Origin of the sequence: Pandoraea horticolens (genome assembly GCF_902459555.1) — a bacterium.
Lineage (GTDB): Bacteria > Pseudomonadota > Gammaproteobacteria > Burkholderiales > Burkholderiaceae > Pandoraea > Pandoraea horticolens.
The window spans coordinates 1-18,469 of the sequence record NZ_CABPSM010000005.1 but is presented as its reverse complement, the minus strand read 5'-3'; the positions used below and the strand labels follow the sequence as shown (position 1 = coordinate 18,469).

General features: G+C 64.8%; 19 protein-coding genes. 11 read left to right on the top strand and 8 right to left on the bottom strand.

The features are described from left to right. Positions 1-9 precede the first annotated feature (9 nt). From dtd to PHO31112_RS10135, 3 genes are all read left to right on the top strand, one after another. Positions 10-477, top strand: coding sequence for a D-aminoacyl-tRNA deacylase (gene dtd / locus PHO31112_RS10145; RefSeq protein ID WP_150620405.1), 468 nt, complete (start codon positions 10-12; stop codon positions 475-477). Positions 478-638: 161 nt separating this feature from the next. Beyond that, complete coding sequence (locus tag PHO31112_RS10140; RefSeq protein ID WP_150620404.1) at positions 639-1,265, top strand: YbhB/YbcL family Raf kinase inhibitor-like protein; 627 nt, start codon at positions 639-641, stop codon at positions 1,263-1,265. Between the two features lie 56 nt (positions 1,266-1,321). Further along, positions 1,322-2,038: a histidine phosphatase family protein gene (locus PHO31112_RS10135; protein ID WP_150620403.1), complete on the top strand. Its 717-nt coding sequence runs from the start codon at positions 1,322-1,324 to the stop codon at positions 2,036-2,038. Positions 2,039-2,112: 74 nt separating this feature from the next. Here PHO31112_RS10135 and PHO31112_RS10130 read toward each other — a convergent pair whose 3' ends face one another. From PHO31112_RS10130 to ruvC, 3 genes are all read right to left on the bottom strand, one after another. Then, on the bottom strand, positions 2,113-3,099 hold the full coding sequence (locus tag PHO31112_RS10130; RefSeq protein WP_425495174.1) for an oxygenase MpaB family protein: 987 nt from the start codon (positions 3,097-3,099) through the stop codon (positions 2,113-2,115). Between the two features lie 30 nt (positions 3,100-3,129). After that, on the bottom strand, positions 3,130-4,200 hold the full coding sequence (gene ruvB, locus PHO31112_RS10125; RefSeq protein ID WP_150620402.1) for a Holliday junction branch migration DNA helicase RuvB: 1,071 nt from the start codon (positions 4,198-4,200) through the stop codon (positions 3,130-3,132). Positions 4,201-4,280: 80 nt separating this feature from the next. Then, a complete protein-coding gene (ruvC, locus tag PHO31112_RS10120) occupies positions 4,281-4,823 on the bottom strand; it encodes a crossover junction endodeoxyribonuclease RuvC (protein WP_150620401.1) in 543 nt (180 codons plus the stop codon). A 299-nt stretch (positions 4,824-5,122) separates the two neighbouring features. On the opposite strand from ruvC, the gene PHO31112_RS10115 reads away from it, so the two are divergent. The 3 genes from PHO31112_RS10115 to PHO31112_RS10105 all read left to right on the top strand — a co-directional run bounded on the left by PHO31112_RS10115 (position 5,123) and on the right by PHO31112_RS10105 (position 7,303). Continuing rightward, positions 5,123-5,539, top strand: coding sequence for a CopD family protein (locus PHO31112_RS10115; RefSeq protein ID WP_150620400.1), 417 nt, complete (start codon positions 5,123-5,125; stop codon positions 5,537-5,539). Between the two features lie 89 nt (positions 5,540-5,628). Then, a complete protein-coding gene (locus PHO31112_RS10110; protein ID WP_150620399.1) occupies positions 5,629-6,249 on the top strand; it encodes a 2-hydroxychromene-2-carboxylate isomerase in 621 nt (206 codons plus the stop codon). Positions 6,250-6,319: 70 nt separating this feature from the next. Continuing rightward, complete coding sequence (locus PHO31112_RS10105) at positions 6,320-7,303, top strand: 2-hydroxyacid dehydrogenase (RefSeq protein WP_150620398.1); 984 nt, start codon at positions 6,320-6,322, stop codon at positions 7,301-7,303. 54 nt (positions 7,304-7,357) lie between these two features. On the opposite strand, the gene PHO31112_RS10100 is transcribed toward PHO31112_RS10105, so the two are convergent. Continuing rightward, a complete protein-coding gene (locus tag PHO31112_RS10100; protein ID WP_036663648.1) occupies positions 7,358-8,203 on the bottom strand; it encodes an SIS domain-containing protein in 846 nt (281 codons plus the stop codon). A gap of 420 nt (positions 8,204-8,623) precedes the next feature. On the opposite strand from PHO31112_RS10100, the gene edd reads away from it, so the two are divergent. From edd to PHO31112_RS10075, 5 genes are all read left to right on the top strand, one after another. Further along, positions 8,624-10,459: a phosphogluconate dehydratase gene (gene edd, locus PHO31112_RS10095; protein ID WP_150620397.1), complete on the top strand. Its 1,836-nt coding sequence runs from the start codon at positions 8,624-8,626 to the stop codon at positions 10,457-10,459. Positions 10,460-10,495: 36 nt separating this feature from the next. Then, entirely contained in the window at positions 10,496-11,122 is a 627-nt protein-coding gene (gene eda, locus PHO31112_RS10090; RefSeq protein WP_150620396.1) for a bifunctional 4-hydroxy-2-oxoglutarate aldolase/2-dehydro-3-deoxy-phosphogluconate aldolase, read from the top strand. A gap of 112 nt (positions 11,123-11,234) precedes the next feature. Further along, entirely contained in the window at positions 11,235-12,590 is a 1,356-nt protein-coding gene (locus PHO31112_RS10085) for a GntP family permease (RefSeq protein WP_150620395.1), read from the top strand. A gap of 79 nt (positions 12,591-12,669) precedes the next feature. Further along, positions 12,670-13,203: a gluconokinase gene (locus tag PHO31112_RS10080; RefSeq protein WP_150620394.1), complete on the top strand. Its 534-nt coding sequence runs from the start codon at positions 12,670-12,672 to the stop codon at positions 13,201-13,203. 49 nt (positions 13,204-13,252) lie between these two features. Continuing rightward, entirely contained in the window at positions 13,253-14,593 is a 1,341-nt protein-coding gene (locus PHO31112_RS10075; protein WP_150620393.1) for a THUMP domain-containing class I SAM-dependent RNA methyltransferase, read from the top strand. Between the two features lie 79 nt (positions 14,594-14,672). Here PHO31112_RS10075 and PHO31112_RS10070 read toward each other — a convergent pair whose 3' ends face one another. From PHO31112_RS10070 to PHO31112_RS10055, 4 genes are all read right to left on the bottom strand, one after another. Then, positions 14,673-15,758 (bottom strand): hypothetical protein, encoded by a 1,086-nt coding sequence (locus PHO31112_RS10070; protein WP_150620392.1) that lies wholly within the window; start codon positions 15,756-15,758, stop codon positions 14,673-14,675. A gap of 160 nt (positions 15,759-15,918) precedes the next feature. Next, positions 15,919-16,680, bottom strand: a complete 762-nt coding sequence (locus tag PHO31112_RS10065) for a 5'-methylthioadenosine/adenosylhomocysteine nucleosidase (protein WP_150620391.1) — start codon at positions 16,678-16,680, stop codon at positions 15,919-15,921. Positions 16,681-16,781: 101 nt separating this feature from the next. Beyond that, positions 16,782-18,224, bottom strand: coding sequence for an NAD(P)(+) transhydrogenase (Re/Si-specific) subunit beta (locus PHO31112_RS10060; RefSeq protein ID WP_150620390.1), 1,443 nt, complete (start codon positions 18,222-18,224; stop codon positions 16,782-16,784). Then, positions 18,221-18,469 (bottom strand): NAD(P) transhydrogenase subunit alpha part 2 (locus PHO31112_RS10055; RefSeq protein ID WP_150620389.1); only part of this gene is annotated, 249 nt, incomplete at its 5' end. The genes PHO31112_RS10055 and PHO31112_RS10060, both read right to left, overlap by 4 nt.

Below are 18,469 nucleotides of genomic sequence, written 5' to 3'. Positions count from 1 at the left end.
TCGCTCGCGATGATTGCGCTCATCCAACGTGTGCTCGAGGCCTCGGTAACGGTCGATGGCCGCACGGTCGGTGTCATCGGCCCGGGCCTGCTCGCGCTGGTGTGCGCCGAACGCGGCGACACCGAGGCGAGTGCTGACAAGTTGCTGGCGAAGCTGCTCAGCTATCGCGTGTTCCCGGACGAGGCGGGCAAGATGAACCGCAGCGTGTCGAGCCTCGACGGGAACGGGGCGGCGGGTGGTTTGCTGCTCGTCTCGCAGTTCACGCTGGCCGCCGACACCAACAGCGGCACCCGCCCGAGTTTCACCCCGGCGGCGAGTCCGGCCGACGGCAAGCGACTCTTCGATCATTTCGTGACGCAGGCGCGCGCGCGCCATCCCATCGTGGAAACGGGCGAGTTTGGCGCATACATGCGCGTCTCGCTCGTGAATGACGGACCGGTCACGTTCTGGCTTCAGACGCGCCCCGACGCCGTTTAAGCCTTTTGCGGCGGCACGGCGCCAGACGGCGCCGCCCGCGCCACCAGGCTTATCCCGAAAATCGCTCGGAATCGTCCTGATGTGTAGGACCCATCGCGCGCGATTCGCATCGGTGTGATACCGTCGTTGGGTTCCGAAATATCAATGCTTGGGAGAATCTGATGAAAGTCTGGAGTGACTCGTTCGCCGACAATGCAGCAATGGATGCACAGTTCGCCTTCGGCAAACCGGATGCGCAGTCGCACGTCGCGCTGTCGCAGAACAAGAATCCCCATCTGACCTGGTCCGACGTGCCCGCCGGTACGCGTTCGTTTGTCGTGATCTGCACCGACAGCGACGTGCCGAGTCAGGGGGACGACGTCAACAAGGAAGGCTGCGAAGTGCCGGCAGACCTGCCGCGCGTCGATTTCTATCACTGGGTACTCGTTGACGTGCCGGCATCGGTCTCCGAGATCCCGGCGGCAAGCCACAGCAATCACGTTACACCGCGCGGCAAGTTTGGTCCGGACGCGCTCGACGGCATGCGCCATGGCGTGAACGACTACACGGCATGGTTTGCGGGCGACGAGGGCATGAAGGGCGATTACTACGGCTACGACGGCCCGTGCCCGCCGTGGAACGACACGATCGTGCACCACTACCACTTCACCGTGTATGCGCTGGACATCGCTCGCGTACCGCTCGAAGGCCGCTTCGGTGGCGACGACGTGCTCGCGGCGATCAAGCCGCACGTGCTCGGCAGTGGCAGCGTGACCGGTACCTACACGCTTAACCCGAAGGTAGCCTGACGGCGCGCCGCCTGCCTCCCGTTTCCTCTGGACTCGCGCAAAACGCATTCGCACCGATGACCGGCACGACCACTACCCTCACTTTGATTCGCCACGGCGAGACCGACTGGAACCGCGTCAAACGGGTTCAGGGACACACGGACATTGCGCTGTCGACGGAGGGCGAGCGTCAGGCGGTCTTGCTGGGGGAGCGTATCGCACGCGAGGTTGCGGCGCACGGGCACGTGTTCGACCACGTGCTCACGAGCGATTTGCAGCGCGCGGCGCAGACGGCGGCGCCCGTCGCCCATGCTTGCGGTTTGCCGCTCGTGCGCACGGCCAGTCTGAGGGAGCGTCACTACGGGATCTTCGAAACCCGCGTGCCCGACGAGATTCAGACGGCATTTCCGCAGGAGTATTCGCGCTGGCAGAGCCGCGATCCCGATTTCGTGATTCCCGGTGGCGAGTCGACACGGGGTTTCTACACGCGCATCACGGATTTCGTCGTACAACTTGTGCGCGAGTACACGGGCCAGCATCTGGCGCTGGTAGCACATGGCGGCGTGCTCGACTGCTGCTATCGGCTGGCGACGGGGCTCGCATTGTCCGAGCCGCGTTCCTATCCGTTGCTCAATGCGAGCGTGAATCGTCTGGCATACGGCGGCGCGCGTTGGCATGTGTTGAGCTGGGGAGATGTCACGCATCTGGACGACGCGGCGCGCGACGAAAACAACGACAAGCCGGCCGATGTTCATGCCTGCGCGACGGATCGCGTGGACCCGCGCGTGGTGTAGGACATCCGCTCGACGTTTTTCCTGCGTGCCAGCGTAACGGTGTAACAGCCGCAATGGCCTTCCGACGCACGCGCTTAGCGCTCCAGCGACGGCTGCACGACGGCGACATCGGGGGTGGCCAACGCACGGCGTCGCGCCCGGTGAGCCACGCTGTTTCGCATCGACCAGCGCGCAACCTGCGCCATGTGACGCACGGCAGGCCGCACCGTGAGACGGCGCACCATCGACTGTGCTTCGAGTCCGAGCATCGCCTGCGACCAGTCCGGTAACAGATCGATACCTGCGCGGAACAATAACCCGCTGAATATACGCGCACCTGCGAACGGCGCAGGCAAGTTGCGCAATACATGCACGACTTCTTCGGTGCGTTCGCTCGCGCACAACGCAGGACGCATCGTGGCGAGATATTCATCGATCTGCGACACACTCATCGGCACATCACGTGCACCAAGCGCCACGGCAATGCGCGAGACTTCCGCGTAGTAACGGTCCTGCTCGCTGCGCGCGAACCCCGGATTCTTGTAGACGAGATAGCTGCGCAGAAAGCTCGACGTCTCCGCCACATGGACCCACGTCAGCAACTCGGGATCGTAAGCGGCATAGGGGCGGCCATCGGGCGCGGTGCCCGTGACCTTCAAGTGGATGCGCCGCACACGTTCGAGCAGCGCTTCGGCGTCGGCAGTGTTGCCGAACGTCGTGCCGCCAATGAACGTCGCCGTGCGGCGCAGACGGCCGATCACGTCCTGCCGGAAGGTCGAATGATCCCAGACGCCGGCCATCGCAAGCGGATGCAGCGACTGCATCAGCAGTGCGCTGATCCCACCGATCATCATCGAGGTGAAGTCGCCGTGCACGTGCCAGCAGGCGGCATCGGGGCCAAACAGGCCGGGATCGCCCGCCGGGGTGTCGTAGTTAAGACGCGGTGCGCCGGGGCCCGACGTCAGGCTCACCAGCCGCATCGCGATGGCATGCCGCACGTGTCCCGACACGCCTGTCACCGGTCCGGCAGGCCGCAGAGGCGTTGCCGGAGGGGGCGTCGGGAGGTCGTCGTGCGAGGACATACGTCTTTCAGCGTGACGTGACGGCGGGCGTCACTTGCCGGTGACGTCCGGGGACCAGAGCGAGCCGCTTTCCGGCGCGCTGCCGAGAGCGCTCACGCCGAAGTGACGGAACGCCGCGAGGGTGGCGACGCGTCCGCGCGGTGTGCGTTGCAGGAAGCCCTGCTGAATCAGGTACGGCTCGATCACGTCTTCGATGGTGTCGCGCTCTTCGCCGATGGCGGCGGCGAGGTTGTCCACGCCTACCGGCCCACCGTCGAACTTGTGGAGCACGGCTTCGAGCAGTTTGCGGTCCATCACGTCGAAGCCGACCGAGTCGACGTCGAGCATTACCAGGGCGGCGTCGGCGACGGCGGCGGTAATGCGCCCGTCGGCCTTCACTTCGGCGAAATCGCGCACACGCCGCAGCAAGCGGTTGGCGATACGCGGCGTGCCGCGCGCACGGCGGGCGATCTCAAAGGCGCCGTCGTCGGCAATGACCGCGCCGAGCAGGCTGGCGGAGCGGCGCACGATACCCGCCAGTTCTTCGGCCGAATAGAACTCGAGACGCGCTACGATCCCGAAACGGTCGCGCAGCGGATTCGTCAACATGCCGGCGCGCGTGGTGGCACCGACAAGGGTGAACGGTTGCAGATCGAGCTTGACGCTGCGCGCGGCCGGTCCTTCGCCGATCATGATGTCGATCTGATAGTCCTCGAGCGCCGGATACAGAATTTCCTCGACGACCGGTGAGAGCCGGTGAATTTCGTCGATGAACAGCACGTCGTTGGCTTCGAGGTTGGTCAGCAGCGCAGCGAGGTCGCCCGGACGCTCGAGCACGGGACCGGACGTCTGGCGCAGGTGCACGCCCATTTCGCGGGCGATGATGTGGGCGAGCGTCGTCTTGCCCAGACCCGGCGGCCCGAACAGCAGCACGTGGTCGAGCGGTTCCGAGCGGTTCCGAGCCGCCTCGATGAAGATCTCCAACTGCTCGCGCACCTTGCGCTGACCGACGTATTCGTCGAGCAGCTTGGGGCGCAGCGCGCGCTCGAAGGCTTCTTCGTTGGGCGAGACCGGGGTGGGCGCAATGATGCGCTCGGCGGCGAGTTTGTCGGTTTCGATCATGGCTGCATTGTAGCGCTTCGGACGTCGCTTGCCGGGGCCGGGCGACGGGATTTCCTACGATGCCCGACGGGGGGCGGTGCTCAGCCGATCAGGCGTCCGCGCCGCACGCGCAGGCCCTTGGCCGCGAGGGCGGGGGAGACCTCGGCCAGCGCCGCGTAAGTCTCGCCGCTGTGCGCGTGACAGATGGCCACCCCCAACGCATCGGACGCGTCCTTGCCCGGCGTGCCGGTGAGTGTGAGCAGGCGTGCGACCATCTCCTGCACCTGTTCCTTGCGGGCGCGCCCGTAGCCGACCACTGCCTGCTTGAGCTGCATCGGCGTGTACTCGAAGACTTCGAGCCCGCCGACCGACAGCGCGGTAATGGCCGCACCGCGCGCCTGCCCGAGCAGCAGCGTGGATTGCGGGTTGACGTTGACGAACACTTTTTCGACGGCGGCCTGATCGGGCCGGTAAGTGTCGACCAGTTCCGCCACGCCTTCGAAGATGATGCGCAGCCGCGCGGGCAGCGTGCCTTCGCCGGTGCGGATGACGCCACTGGTCACATACTGCAGACGGCTGCCGTGCTTTTCGAGCACGCCAAAGCCGGTGACACGCAGCCCGGGGTCGATGCCAAGAATTCTCATGCGGGGGCCAATGATCGGCGTACAGACCGATTCGGGCAAAGAAGCCAATATGGCCCGTATTCTGGCACAGCCGGGCGGAGGCGTCGCCGAAGTCGTGTTTCGTCGGGTGAGACGCGCCAATGTCCTGCGTCGATGCGTTGCCTTGCGAAGCCTGATTGGCGCGCTCGCCCGGTCGCGTCGATATGCCGCAGGTTCCACGCGCGAAGGCGCTGGGTGCTGCACATCGCGACACGGCAGATTGTTGTACATTGTTTGCTATTCAAAATATCCGACGGCCTGCGTGCGGGCCGCTCTCCCCGATGCTCTGGATCAAATCGCTTCACATCGTTTTCGTCGCCTCGTGGTTCGCCGGTCTGTTCTATCTGCCGCGCATCTTCGTCAACCTCGCGATGGAGAGCGACGCCGCCGCCACGCAACGTCTGTTGCTCATGGCGCGCAAGCTGTATCGCTTCATGACGATACTCGCGGTGCCTGCCCTCGCTTTCGGACTGATCCTCTGGCTGTATTACGGTATCGGACGCTACGGCGGCTGGTTGCACGCCAAGTTGCTGATCGTGGTGTTGCTGTTGGGCTATCACCATGCGTGCGGCCGTCTGCTGCGCAAGTTCGAGACTGGCCGCAACACGCATTCGCATCGCTGGTATCGCTATTTCAACGAATTCCCGGTGCTCGGATTGCTGGCCGCGGTGATCCTCGCGGTTGTCAAACCGTTCTGACGTCCCCCTTCATCGATTCCGCACACATCGTTACGCAATTCGAGCGCTGCGCATAAGCGCCGACTACCGATAGCCCGGAGGAGTCTGCTGTGAGTTTGACCTGCGAATATTTTGTGGCGCCGCCGTCGCCTTTTGTGTACATGGGGCACGCACGCTTCGTCGAACTGGCGCGTCGCTATGGCGTACGGATTCAGTTCAAGCCGATCGATCTCGGACGAATCTTCGCGGGCTCGGGCGGGCTGCCGCTGGCCAAGCGCACACCACAACGGCAGGCGTATCGCCTGGTCGAACTCGCGCGCTGGTCGAAGTACCTGGGCGTGCCCCTCAACTTGCAACCGAAGTTCTTTCCGGTGGCGGGCGATCCGGCCGCGCGTTTGCTCATCGCCACGCAACTCGCGCACGGCACGGACAAGGCGCTCGACCTGTCGGCCGCCATCTCGAAGGCGCTCTGGGCCGAGGAGCGTAACATCGCCGACGACGCCACGCTGCAAGCCATTGCCGAGAGCCTGTCGCTCGACGGCAAGTCGCTGCTCGCGGCGTCGAACGGCGCGAGCGTAGAGGCGGCGTACGACGCCAATACCGAAGAAGCCGCGAGCGCGGGCGTGTTCGGTGCGCCGTGGTTCGTCTTCGAGGGCCAGCCCTATTGGGGGCAGGACCGCCTCGACTTTCTCGAACGGGCTTTTGCCGAAGCGCGTCTCGCAAAGCGCTGAACCGGCAAGCCGATCATTTCGTCTGCCGCCGGCGGGTGCCGGCGGCGGCAACCCCCCAGGAGTGAACAGGATGAGTCGTCCGGAAGTCGTGTTGTACAAGGGCGTGCCGCCAGACGTGCGTGCGCGATTGGTGGAGGCATTCACGCTCACCGAATTCAAGGGAGTGAACGACGGCAACCGGGCGGAATTCGCGGCGGCGCTGCATTGCGCCGACGGCGCCATCGGCGTGGGCATGAACGTGACGCCGGCGTTGCTCGACGCGGCACCGAAGCTCAAGGCATGGGCCACCATTTCGGTGGGCTACGATCCGTTCGATGTGCCCGATCTCACGCGCCGAGGCATTGTGTTGATGAATACGCCCGACGTGCTCACCGAGACCACGGCGGATACCGTCTTCTCGCTGATCTTGGCGAGTGCCCGGCGGGTGGTCGAGCTTGCCGAACTGGTGAAGGCAGGCGGTTGGAAGTCGAGCCTGGGCGAGGAGTATTTCGGCACCGACGTGCAAGGCAAGACGCTGGGCATTGTCGGCATGGGGCGCATTGGCGGGGCCGTCGCACGTCGCGCGGCGCTCGGATTCGGCATGAAGGTGCTGTACAGCAACCGTTCGCGCAACGACGCAGCGGAGCAGGCGTACGGCGCTCAATACCGGACGTTGCCGGAATTGCTCGCACAAGCCGATTTTGTCGTGACGCTGGTGCCGCTGTCGCCGGCCACCGAGCGTTTGATCGGCGCACGTGAATTCGCGCAGATGAAGCCCGGCGCGATCTTCGTCAACGCGGCGCGCGGTATGGTGATCGACGAGGCGGCGCTGGTCGACGCACTGGCGTCTGGCCATCTGCGCGCGGCCGGTCTGGACGTGTTCGAACGCGAGCCGGTGCCGGTCGATTCGCCGTTGCTGAAAATGAAGAACGTGGTGGCGTTGCCGCACATCGGTTCGGCAACGCACGAGACGCGTCACGCGATGGCATCGTGCGCGGCGGATAACCTGATTGCCGCGCTCACCGGCAAGCCGCTGCAAAACGTCGTGAATCCGCAAGCGCAGCAGCGCGGATAACGCCGGCGGCACTCAGGCGACGAGAGACGGCGGCGGAGAATGCCGCCGTTGCCGCTACCGGCCGTCGTTCGTCGTTCTGCGGCGATTGATGACTTCCTTCGCGCGGGCCAGTTGTGCAGGCAAGCGCTCACCCAGACGCAGCGCCATGCCCACGGCGAGCACGTCGCCAATGGCCAGATGTGCGATGCGCGACGTCAGCGGCGAGTAGACGTCGGTGTCTTCGTCGACATCGGCAAAGAGCGCCACACTGGCCAGACGCGACAGCGGCGAGTTGCTGTGCGTAATCGCGATCACGCTGGCGCCTGCCGTGCGTGCCAGTTGGGCCGCTTCGAGCAGATCCTGCGTGCGGCCGGTGTTGGAGATCGCCACCACCACATCCCCCTCGCGCAGCAACGCGGCCGACATGCCGTAGACGTGCGGATCGTTGTACGCGACGGCCGGTACACCGAGCCGGAAGAACTTGTGCTGCATGTCGAGCGCAGCAATCCCCGACGCTCCCGCGCCGTAGAACTCGATGCGCCGCGCACCCGCGAGCAGGTCGATGGCTTGTCCGATGCTGTCCGGCGATAGGTTGTTGCGAACCTGCATGAGACTGCCGATGGTGCGGTCGAGTACCTTGCTCGCGATGCCGGGGACCGGCTCGTCGGGCCGCACATCGCGATGCACGAACGGCACCCCTTGCGCGATGCCCTGTGCCAGCCGGATCTTGAATTCACGATAGCCGCTGCATCCGACTGCCTGACAGAATCGCGCGATCGTGGGTTGGCTGACGCTGGCGCGCTCGGCAAGTTCGTTCATCGACAGATCGACGACTTCGCGCGGGGCATCCAGCACATAGGTTGCGAGCTTGCGCTCGGACGGGCGCAATTGGGTCAGCGTGGCTTCGATTCGGTTCAGCATGGCAAGCAGGCGCCCACAAAAGCAGAAGCGCGCAGCGGACCTCGCCACGCGCCGTCATTCCCCTAATTCCCCTGTTTCCCGTAACGCCATGATCGTGCACGCCCTGTGATGCAGGCTTGCGCCGGGGCGGTCCGGCGGGGCTAGCACCCACTATAGCACCCGCAAGCCGTGGCGCCGCAGCGCGACGCCGGGTGTTTCGGTAGGGGGATTACGACAGAAATGTACAAAAACTACAAAAATATAAGATTTCATATTATGAATCGTCATTTCTCAATATGACAATAACTCGCGTAACTCATGGAAAAGACTAAGTAAAACCCCGGATGCCGATGGCTTTTGATTGATGGGATGTAGAATTTCTACTAAACTCCGCTCCCAATCGCGCCTGCCCCTGGGTGCGTTGCAATCCCGTTCCCCGGCATGACGTCAGAGCAAACGAAGCCCCTGCACCCGACCGTAATGGCAGTCACTGCGCGCATTGCCATGCGCAGTCAAGACACGCGTGCGGCGTATCTGGCTCGCATCGACGCGAGCGCCGGCCGCTTCCCGCAGCGCGGTGCGCTGTCCTGTGCCAATCTGGCGCACGGTTTCGCCGCCATGCCGGCCAACGACAAGCTCATCCTGCGCGAGCAGCGCCGTCCGAACGTGGGCATCGTCACTGCTTACAACGACATGCTCTCCGCGCACCAACCTTACGAGCAGTACCCGGCACGCCTGCGCGAGGCGGCACGCAAGCTCGGCGCGACGGCGCAGGTCGCCGGCGGCGTGCCGGCCATGTGCGACGGTGTCACGCAGGGCAACGCGGGCATGGAACTGTCGTTGTTCTCGCGTGAAATCATCGCGATGAGCACGGCCATTGCGCTCTCGCACAACATGTTCGACGTTGCGCTGATGCTCGGCGTGTGCGACAAGATTGTGCCGGGCCTTGTCATCGGGGCGTTGCAGTTCGGCCATCTGCCGACGATCTTCGTGCCGGCCGGCCCGATGGCGAGCGGCTTGTCGAACGACGAAAAGGCCAAGATCCGCCAGTTGTACGCGACCGGTAAAGTCGGCCGCGACGCGCTTCTCGAATCCGAGTCGCAGGCCTATCACGGCGCGGGCACGTGCACCTTCTACGGCACGGCCAACAGCAACCAGCTCCTGATGGAAATCATGGGCCTGCATCTGCCGGGTGCGGCGTTCGTGCATCCGCAACTGCCGTTGCGCGACGCGCTGACCGACGCCGCCCTCGCGCGCGTGCTGGCCATCGGCGCGGATACCCCCGAATACACCCCGATCGGCCGCGTGGTCGACGAGCGTGCCGTGGTCAACGGCATCGTTGGCTTGCTGGCCACGGGCGGCTCGACCAATCACACGCTGCACCTCGTGGCGATGGCCCGCGCGGCGGGCGTCGTGATCGATTGGGACGACTTCGACGCCTTGTCGGCCGTGGTGCCGCTCATGGCGCGCGTCTACCCGAACGGCAAAGCCGACGTGAATCATTTCCACGCGGCCGGCGGCATGGGCTTCCTGATCGGCGAATTGCTCGACGCGGGGCTGTTGCACAACGACGTGAAGACCGTGGCCGGCCCCGGCCTGGCCCGTTACCGCGCGGAGCCCTGGCTCTCGCCCGAAGGGCTGGCATGGCGAGACGGGAGCGCCTACAGTGGTGATCGTGACGTCTTGCGCGGCCATGCCGAGCCGTTCGCCCCCGATGGCGGACTGCGGCTTATGCACGGCAATGTGGGGCGCGGCGTCATCAAGGTGTCGACGGTCAAGCCGGAACATCGGCGCGTGAGCGCAACGGCACGCGTGTTTACTTCTCAGGAAGCGGTTCAGGCCGCGTTCGATGCCGGCGAGTTGCATCGCGACGTGGTTGTGGTGCTGCGTGGCCAGGGGCCGCGCGCCAATGGCATGCCCGAGCTGCATCGCCTCACCCCGCTGCTCGGCGTCTTGCAGGATGAAGGGTTCGCAGTGGCACTCGTGACCGACGGCCGGATGTCCGGCGCATCGGGCAAGGTGCCTGCCGTGATTCACGTGTCGCCCGAAGCGGCCGGCGGCGGCCCGATCGCCCGTGTGCGCGACGGTGATCTGATCGTGCTCGACGCGAACGTCGGCATGTTGCACGTCGAGGTGGCGCCGCAGGAATGGGTGGCCCGCGAGATCGCGCAGGTACCGGTCTCGGGCGACGACGCCGGACGTGTGCTCTTCGGCCATATGCGCGCGGCAGTGGGCGCGGCAGAAACCGGCGCTTCCGTGTTCTTCGGTACTGAGTGACGTGCAGTCCACGTCACGGCATTCAAGGAAAACGTAATGGACATCAATGACATCGTTCGTGCCGGCCCCGTGGTTCCGGTGCTCCAGTTCGACAGCGTCGAGCAGGGCGAGCAAGTTTCGCGCGCACTGCTCGCGGGCGGCGTGCGGGTACTCGAAATCACGCTGCGTACGCCGGCCGCAATGGACGTCATTCGCCACGTGGCAGGCCTGTCCGACGACCTGATCGTCGGTGTGGGCACGCTCACACGTGCGGAGGAAATGGCGCAGGCCGTGGCTGCCGGGGCGCGCTTCGGCGTCTCGCCGGGCTACACGAGCGTGCTGGGCGCTGCGTCCAAGGCGGCGGGGCTGCCGCTGCTGCCGGGCGTGGTTACGCCCTCCGACATTCTGGCGGCGCTCGCCGACGGCTACGAGACGGTGAAGTTCTTCCCGGCCGAGCCCTCGGGTGGCGTGCCCATGCTGCGGGCACTGTACGGCCCGTTCCGCCAGGTGCGTTTCTGCCCGACGGGCGGCATCAGCGCAGAGTCGGCGCCGTCGTATCTCGCGCAACCGAACGTGGTGTGCGTGGGCGGCTCGTGGCTGACGCCTAAGGCGCTCGTCGACGCCCGCGACTGGGACGGCATCACGCGTCTGGCCCGCGCCGCTGCGGCGTTGCCGCGCGGCTGAGCGCGAGGCGGTAGTACGGCCGTGCAACGCTGGTGTTACCCATAACAGGATTCCAATAATCGGGCGCAAGCCCATCGGGCATCCGCCCAACTAGCCAAACGAGGAGACCCCCATGGTCGCGGTGCAAGGCAACTTGTTGCTGGTGTACGCGCTTGTCGCGGTAATCGCGCTGATTGTGCTGATCGCGCGCTTCAAACTGAGTCCGTTCATCACGCTGATCGTCGTTTCGCTCGTGCTCGGGCTGGCGGTGGGCATGCCGATGGGCGGCATCGTCAAGGCATTCGAGACGGGCGTGGGCAACACGCTGGGGCACATCGCCCTCGTGGTGGGGCTTGGCACGATGCTTGGCAAGATGATGGCCGAGTCCGGCGGCGCGGAGCGCATTGCGCGCACGCTCATCGGGCTCTTCGGCGAAAAGAACGTGCACTGGGCGATGGTCGTGATCGCGTTCATCGTCGGTCTGCCGGTGTTCTTCGAAGTCGGCTTCGTGCTGCTGATTCCGATTGCGTTTAACGTTGCCAAGCGTACCGGTACGTCGATGGTGCTCGTCGGCATTCCGATGGTCGCGGGGCTGTCGGTCGTACACGGCCTGATTCCGCCGCACCCGGCCGCGTTGCTGGCCGTGACCGCCTATAACGCGGACATCGGCCACACCATCATGTATGCGCTGATTGTCGGCATTCCGACGGCGGCAATTGCCGGTCCGCTCTTCGCGAAGCTGATCTCGCGCTACGTCGTGCCGAACCCGGACAATCCCCTGCTCGCACAGTTCGTCGAAAAAGATCGTGCCATGAGCGAACTGCCGGGTTTCGGCGTCACGCTGTTCACGATTCTGCTGCCGGTGATCCTGATGCTTATCGGTAGCTGGGCCGACCTGTTCTTCGCGCCGAAGACCTTCGCCAACGATTTTCTGCGCCTCATCGGCAACTCGGTGATGGCGCTGCTCATCGCCACGCTGGTGAGCTTCTTCACGTTCGGCAAGCGGCGCGGCTTCAATCGCGACCAGATTCTGAAGTTCACTAACGAGTGTCTGGCGCCGATTGCCACGATCACGCTGGTGGTGGGAGCGGGCGGTGGTTTCGGGCGTATTCTGATGGACAGCGGCGTGTCGAAGGCGATCGTCGATGTGGCGACGCACGCGAACCTCTCGCCGCTGTTGCTGGGCTGGCTGGTGGCGGTGCTGATCCGTATCGCGACGGGCTCCGCCACGGTGGCGATGACCACCGCGTGCGGCATCGTCGCACCGATCGCGGCGGCCGCAGGCACCACGGTGAAGCCTGAACTGATGGTGTTGGCCACGGGCGCGGGGTCGCTGATCCTGTCGCACGTGAACGACGGCGGCTTCTGGTTGGTCAAGGAGTACTTCAACATGACCGTGCCGCAGACCTTCAAGACCTGGACGGTTTGCGAGACGATCATTTCGGTAGTGGCGTTGTTGCTCACGCTCGGCCTCGCGACGGTGGTCTGAGGTTTCGATGCAGAACGCGCAACGTCGGCAACACGCCGACGCAAGTCGGCAGGTAGCAAAAGTGATAAGGAGGCGAGCCATGATCGTCGTGGTAATGGGCGTATCGGGCAGCGGCAAGAGCACGGTCGGGCAGCAGCTTGCCGACCGCTTGGGCTGCGGGTTTTCCGACGCGGATTCGTTTCACAGTGCCGCGAACATCGAAAAGATGCGTCGCGGCGAGGCACTGGGCGATGACGACCGTGCCCCGTGGCTTGCCGCGATCCGTGAGGCCATCGTCGCGCGCCGGTTGTCGGGGCGTCATCATGTGTTCGCCTGCTCGGCGTTGCGCTCGCGCTATCGCGATGTCCTGGGCGAGCACGACGGTGACGTCGTGTTCGTGTATCTGAAAGGCGCCCCGGAAGTGATTGGCGAGCGATTGGCCTCGCGCTCGGGGCATTTCTTCGATCCGGCGCTGCTGCAAAGCCAGTTCGACACGCTCGAAGAGCCGCGCGACGCGCTGGTGATCGATATCCGCGAGTCGCCCGACGCCATCGTCGAGACCCTGCTGCACAAACTCGCCGCCTGCCCCGGTGGCGTGCCGCTGACGTCTGCCGGGGCGGCGCGCGTACAATAGCGGTTTATTCCCTCCGCCGGCACTTCGCGTGCCGGTCGTACGCATCGAAATGGCTTCCTTCGAATTCTTCGCGCCCTGTCCTCGCGGACTGGAAGAGGCGCTTGCCGCCGAACTGGCAGAGTTGGGCCGTCTGGCGCCGGTATCGGTGGGCAAACAGGTGCCGGGTGGCGTGCATTTCGCCGGTCCGTGGGCGGCCGGCATTGCAGCTAACCTGCATTCGCGCATCGCGAGCCGTGTGTTGCTGCGCGTGGCCCAGCAGGCCTATCGCACCGAGCAGGACATCTACGCCTTCGCGCTCTCGCAACGCTGGGAAGAATGGTTCTCCTATCAGCAGACCTTGCGCGTGGACGTCACCGGTATCAAGGCGCCGGTGCGCAGTCTCGAATTCGTCACGCTACGCGTCAAGGACGCCGTGTGCGATCGTCTGCGCGAGAAGACCGGCGCGCGGCCGAACATCGATACGTCGGAGCCTGACGTTCGCGTGTTCGCGTTCCTGACCGCGACCGACGCCACACTCTATCTCGACACCTCCGGCGAAGCGCTGTTCAAGCGCGGCTGGCGTCTGGACAAGGGCGCGGCCCCGCTGCGCGAGAATTTGGCCGCCGGCATCTTGCGACTGGCCGGCTGGCGCACCGATACGGCCGCCGACATGGTGCTGTACGACCCGATGTGCGGCAGCGGCACGTTCCTTGCGGAAGCCGCGCAGATCGCACTGGGCGTGCCTGCGGGCGCCGGCCGCCGCTTCGGTTTCGAGAAGCTCAAGGACTACGACATCACGGCGTGGCAAGCGCTGAAGGTGCAGGCGGCAGACGCGCAGCGCGACGCGCGCGTGCGCGGCGTGCCGTCGACGATTTTCGGCAGCGATATTTCGGGTGACATGCTGGTCAAGGCGCGCGCCAATCTGGAGCGTGCTGGGGTGGGCGACATCGGCCTTAAGCAGGTGGATGCGCGTGATATGTCACCGCCGGTGGATCGTCCGGGGATCATCGTGGCGAATCCGCCGTACGGTGAGCGTATCGAAGTGCGCGGACGCCGTGCTTCGCGCGACGGACGTGACAGCCGTGACGGCCGGGACGACGACGAGCGCCATTCTCCCGATGTGCAGGGCAATCGCGGCGGGTTTCAGCGTAACCAGCCGGACGGCGTGGATGCCGAGTTCTTCCGCGCCTTTGGCGACGCCCTCAAGCAGCGCTTTACCGGTTGGAGCGCGTATCTGCTGACGGCCGATATGAGCCTGCCGGGCCAGATGCGTCTGCGCGAATCGCGTCGCACGCCACTGTACAACGGTGCGCTGGAATGCCGCCTGTTCCGCTTCGATCTGATTGCCGGTTCGGTGCGCAAGCGCGGCGAGAGCGAAGGCAAGGGAGACGACGGCGCGCCGCAAGCGTAAGCGAGTCGTTGCCCGGCGTTGCGAAAAAGACCGGCGATTGCCGGTCTTTTGCTTTGTTGAGGGCACCGATTACGCGAGGCTATCGGCTCTCGTCGGAGGGTGATATGTTCACGCCGTGCGAAGGCGATACGAAGGGGGGCGTCGGGGTCGCTCGCACCGCCCGCCGTCCGGTGGCCGATGCCGCGCGGCGGTCCCACAGTTCGCTTGGTCTGATGGGGGGCAGGGCGGGATCGCACGTCAGGTTGTCCGGGTCGGAGAGATCGCTGTCGTAGTCGGGGCCGGTGCGTGGCGAGTGACCCGGAATGTCGACGCACCCCACTACCGTGACGTTCCTGAGCCACCGCTCCGTCTCGCAGGTCACTGCATTGTGGGACACGATGTCGTCCCGGAATGTCGCCCCGCGCGGGTCCGGATAAATCTCCCAGAGCCCGTTTCTCACCTCCCAATGCGGCCAGACCTGTCCGCCTGCGCCATGGTGCGTATGCACCAACGCCTGATAGGCCCTGCGGCAGGCGTCGCGTATGCAGTCGTCGTCCAGTCGATCCATGGTCGCCATATCGAGCAGCTGTCTGAGACTTCCCGTCTCGCTCGTGGAGGCGCTGTAGAAATGCACCCATTTGTTGGTGACGTCGAACGACCAGGGCACGGCGACGTCGTGGCCGAAGGCCTGCAAGATCCGCAGCGTCAGAACATCGTCGGCGACATGGACAGCCTCGTCTCGCTCGATCACCGAGCGCGCCCAGGCGTTCAGGTTCGGCGTGAGCACGAGCCGCTCGAAGATTGTCCAGCCTGTGGGGCGCGCGATCAGCCGATGTACGAGGTCGACGGCAATGGCATCGGGCAGGCCGGCATCTCTGAGCAAATCCACCGTCACCTCATGATCTTCCAGCACCGCGAGGTGACGCAGCGTGAGGCGCTGTTGCGCGTTGCGGGCTGGTTCGCCGATGGGCGTCTTGCCGACGTAAGGCTCGATTTCTCGTCCGAATACACTGTCAGGGTGCGCGGCGGCGAGTGCGATTGCGGCTTTCGTCGGATTGCATTTCGGATTGAGAGCCCGGATCTGGACGACGTCGCTCCAACTGAGCGATCGGTAGATCGGCTCGAGTGCCGTCACACCCAGGTGCGCCTGCGCGCTTGCCGCGACATGAGAGTCTCCAACGTTCATCGACAATTTCCTTCGGACAATGTGGAAAGGGGCATTGTCGAGAGGGAATCCGGCGCGCGATGTCGATATCGCGCGCCGGATTGTCCAAACGGGGAGGGCGACGCACGCGCGGCGTCGGACGCGGATATCCCGCGGTGCCGGCAGCGCTGTGCTCGTCAGTCTACGCGTGCCGTGCCGTCAGGAAACGACGCAGGATGCCGTGCGAATAATGGCTGGCCACCTCGCGCAGGAAGCGTGCGAAGTCGACGTGCGCGTCGTCGTCGGCAGCATCGGAGAGCGTGCGCATCACGGCGAACGGGATGCCGTACTCGTGACACACCTGTGCCACGGCCGCGCCTTCCATCTCCACGGCGAGTGCCTCGGGTAGCGCGTCGCGCAGACGATCGACTTCTTGCGCACTGGAGACGAACCGGTCACCACTCGCAATCTTTCCGATGTGTACGCGCGGCGTGGTCATCTGCAATTCGGCGCGCACCGCCGCGCGAATCTGTGCAGGCATCTCGTCGGCGAGCCAGTCGCGGGCGGCTTGTGCGAGCGCGTCGCGCAGGGCCGGGGCGGTGTCGAAGGTAGCACGTCCGAGCAGGGGGATTTCGAAGCGGGGGAAGAGGGGGCTGGCGTCCATGTCGTGTTGCACGAACGTGTCTGCTATCACGACATCACCGACCGACAATCCGTGGGCGAGTCCGCCCGCCAAGCCGGTGAAGACGATTTCGTCGACGTCGAACCGGTGAATCAACGCGGCCGTGGTGGCCGCCGCCGCGACTTTGCCGATGCGCGCGAGCACGATGACACAGTCGTGCCCGTGCAATTTGCCCACATGATAGTCGCGCATACCGATGTGCTCGACGTGCGCCCCAGGGGCCATTTCGGCGAGCAGATCGGCAATTTCTTCATGAAGGGCAGCGACAATACCGAGCGTCATGACGCGATTCCAGCGGGCAACGAGAAGCGCGCATTGTAGCGCGGGGCTGCGCCTTGCCGTGCCATGCAGCCCCGCTTCCCCGCCGACGCCGGCTCGTCGCGTTAATCCACCGCTTTGACCATCTCTTCGACAACCTTCTTCGCGTCGCCGAAGACCATCATGGTCTTGTCGAGATAGAACAGTTCGTTATCGAGACCGGCGTAACCCGCGGCCATCGAACGCTTGTTGACGATGATCGTCTTGGCCTTGTACGCCTCGAGAATCGGCATCCCGGCAATCGGCGATTGCGGATCGTTCTTTGCCGCCGGGTTCACCACGTCGTTCGCGCCGAGCACCAGCACCACGTCCGTCTGGCCGAATTCACCGTTGATCTCGTCCATCTCCAGCACCTGATCGTACGGCACTTCGGCTTCTGCGAGCAGCACGTTCATGTGACCTGGCATGCGGCCCGCCACCGGGTGAATGGCGTAGCGCACGTTCACGCCTTTCTCCGAGAGCTTGTCTGTCAGTTCCTTGAGCGCGTGCTGCGCGCGGGCCACGGCCAGACCGTAACCCGGCACGATCACCAGCGATTCGGCGTTGCTCATGAGGAACGCGGCGTCATCCGGCGAGCCCGATTTCACCGGACGTTGCTGTTGCTCGCCGCCCGCGGCGCTTGCCCCGGGCGTTGCCCCGAAGCCGCCGAGAATCACGTTGAAGAACGAGCGATTCATGGCTTTACACATGATGTACGACAGAATCGCACCCGACGAGCCAACCAGCGAACCCGCGATGATGAGCATCGGATTGTTCAGCGAGAATCCGATGCCTGCGGCGGCCCAGCCGGAGTACGAGTTCAGCATCGACACCACGACCGGCATATCCGCCCCGCCGATCGGGATGATGATGAGCACACCCAGCACGAAGGCGATGGCCGTCATCAGAATGAACGGCAGCCAGCTTTGCGACAGGAAAAAGATCACACCGAAGCCGAGCATTGCGATGGCGAGCAGCAGGTTGATCGTGTGCTGGCCCGTGAACTGGACCGGTGCGCCCTGGAACAGGCGGAACTTGTACTTACCCGAGAGCTTGCCGAAGGCGATGACCGAACCCGAGAACGTGATCGCACCGACGAACGTGCCGATGAACAACTCGATGCGGTTGCCCGGCGGCAATACCGTTTCCCCGGCAGGCACGATGCCGAACGCGGCCGGTTCTGCGACGGCGGCCACCGCGATACACACGGCGGCCAGACCGATCAGCGAGTGCATGGCCGCGACCAACTCCGGCATCTTGGTCATCTCGACCTTGCGCGCAACGAACGCACCGATGCCGCCACCGACAACGAGGCCCGCGAGGATCAGGCCGAGGCCCGAATAGCCGCCGCCCATCAGCCGTCGCAACTCGTAGATCAGCGCAAGCGTGGTGAGCGCCGCAATGGCCATCCCGATCATGCCGAACGCGTTGCCGCGACGCGCCATTTTTGGGTTCGACAAGCCCTTGAGCGCCTGAATGAAACAGATCGACGCGACCAGATATAGCAGCGTGACGAGATTCATGCTCATTGCTTGTCCCCTTCAGCCTTCGCCGGCTTGTCTTTCTTCTTGAACATCTCGAGCATGCGCTGCGTAACGAGGAAGCCCCCGAACACGTTCACCGCAGCGAGCGCCACCGCGACCACGCCCATCGTCTTGCCGAGGCTGCCTTCGGTCAGGCCCGCGGCGAGCATCGCGCCCACGATCACGATGGCCGAGATCGCGTTCGTCACCGCCATGAGCGGCGTGTGCAGCGCTGGCGTGACGTTCCACAC

Excerpts from the sequence above, each read along its gene's own strand:
- dtd (WP_150620405.1), top strand. The coding sequence starts at position 10 with ATGATTGCGCTCATCCAACGTGTGCTCGAGGCCTCGGTAACGGTCGAT.
- PHO31112_RS10140 (WP_150620404.1), top strand. The coding sequence starts at position 639 with ATGAAAGTCTGGAGTGACTCGTTCGCCGACAATGCAGCAATGGATGCA.
- PHO31112_RS10135 (WP_150620403.1), top strand. The coding sequence starts at position 1,322 with ATGACCGGCACGACCACTACCCTCACTTTGATTCGCCACGGCGAGACC.
- PHO31112_RS10130 (WP_425495174.1), bottom strand. The coding sequence starts at position 3,099 with ATGTCCTCGCACGACGACCTCCCGACGCCCCCTCCGGCAACGCCTCTG.
- ruvB (WP_150620402.1), bottom strand. The coding sequence starts at position 4,200 with ATGATCGAAACCGACAAACTCGCCGCCGAGCGCATCATTGCGCCCACC.
- ruvC (WP_150620401.1), bottom strand. The coding sequence starts at position 4,823 with ATGAGAATTCTTGGCATCGACCCCGGGCTGCGTGTCACCGGCTTTGGC.
- PHO31112_RS10115 (WP_150620400.1), top strand. The coding sequence starts at position 5,123 with ATGCTCTGGATCAAATCGCTTCACATCGTTTTCGTCGCCTCGTGGTTC.
- PHO31112_RS10105 (WP_150620398.1), top strand. The coding sequence starts at position 6,320 with ATGAGTCGTCCGGAAGTCGTGTTGTACAAGGGCGTGCCGCCAGACGTG.
- PHO31112_RS10100 (WP_036663648.1), bottom strand. The coding sequence starts at position 8,203 with ATGCTGAACCGAATCGAAGCCACGCTGACCCAATTGCGCCCGTCCGAG.
- edd (WP_150620397.1), top strand. The coding sequence starts at position 8,624 with ATGACGTCAGAGCAAACGAAGCCCCTGCACCCGACCGTAATGGCAGTC.
- eda (WP_150620396.1), top strand. The coding sequence starts at position 10,496 with ATGGACATCAATGACATCGTTCGTGCCGGCCCCGTGGTTCCGGTGCTC.
- PHO31112_RS10085 (WP_150620395.1), top strand. The coding sequence starts at position 11,235 with ATGGTCGCGGTGCAAGGCAACTTGTTGCTGGTGTACGCGCTTGTCGCG.
- PHO31112_RS10080 (WP_150620394.1), top strand. The coding sequence starts at position 12,670 with ATGATCGTCGTGGTAATGGGCGTATCGGGCAGCGGCAAGAGCACGGTC.
- PHO31112_RS10075 (WP_150620393.1), top strand. The coding sequence starts at position 13,253 with ATGGCTTCCTTCGAATTCTTCGCGCCCTGTCCTCGCGGACTGGAAGAG.
- PHO31112_RS10070 (WP_150620392.1), bottom strand. The coding sequence starts at position 15,758 with ATGAACGTTGGAGACTCTCATGTCGCGGCAAGCGCGCAGGCGCACCTG.
- PHO31112_RS10065 (WP_150620391.1), bottom strand. The coding sequence starts at position 16,680 with ATGACGCTCGGTATTGTCGCTGCCCTTCATGAAGAAATTGCCGATCTG.
- PHO31112_RS10060 (WP_150620390.1), bottom strand. The coding sequence starts at position 18,224 with ATGAGCATGAATCTCGTCACGCTGCTATATCTGGTCGCGTCGATCTGT.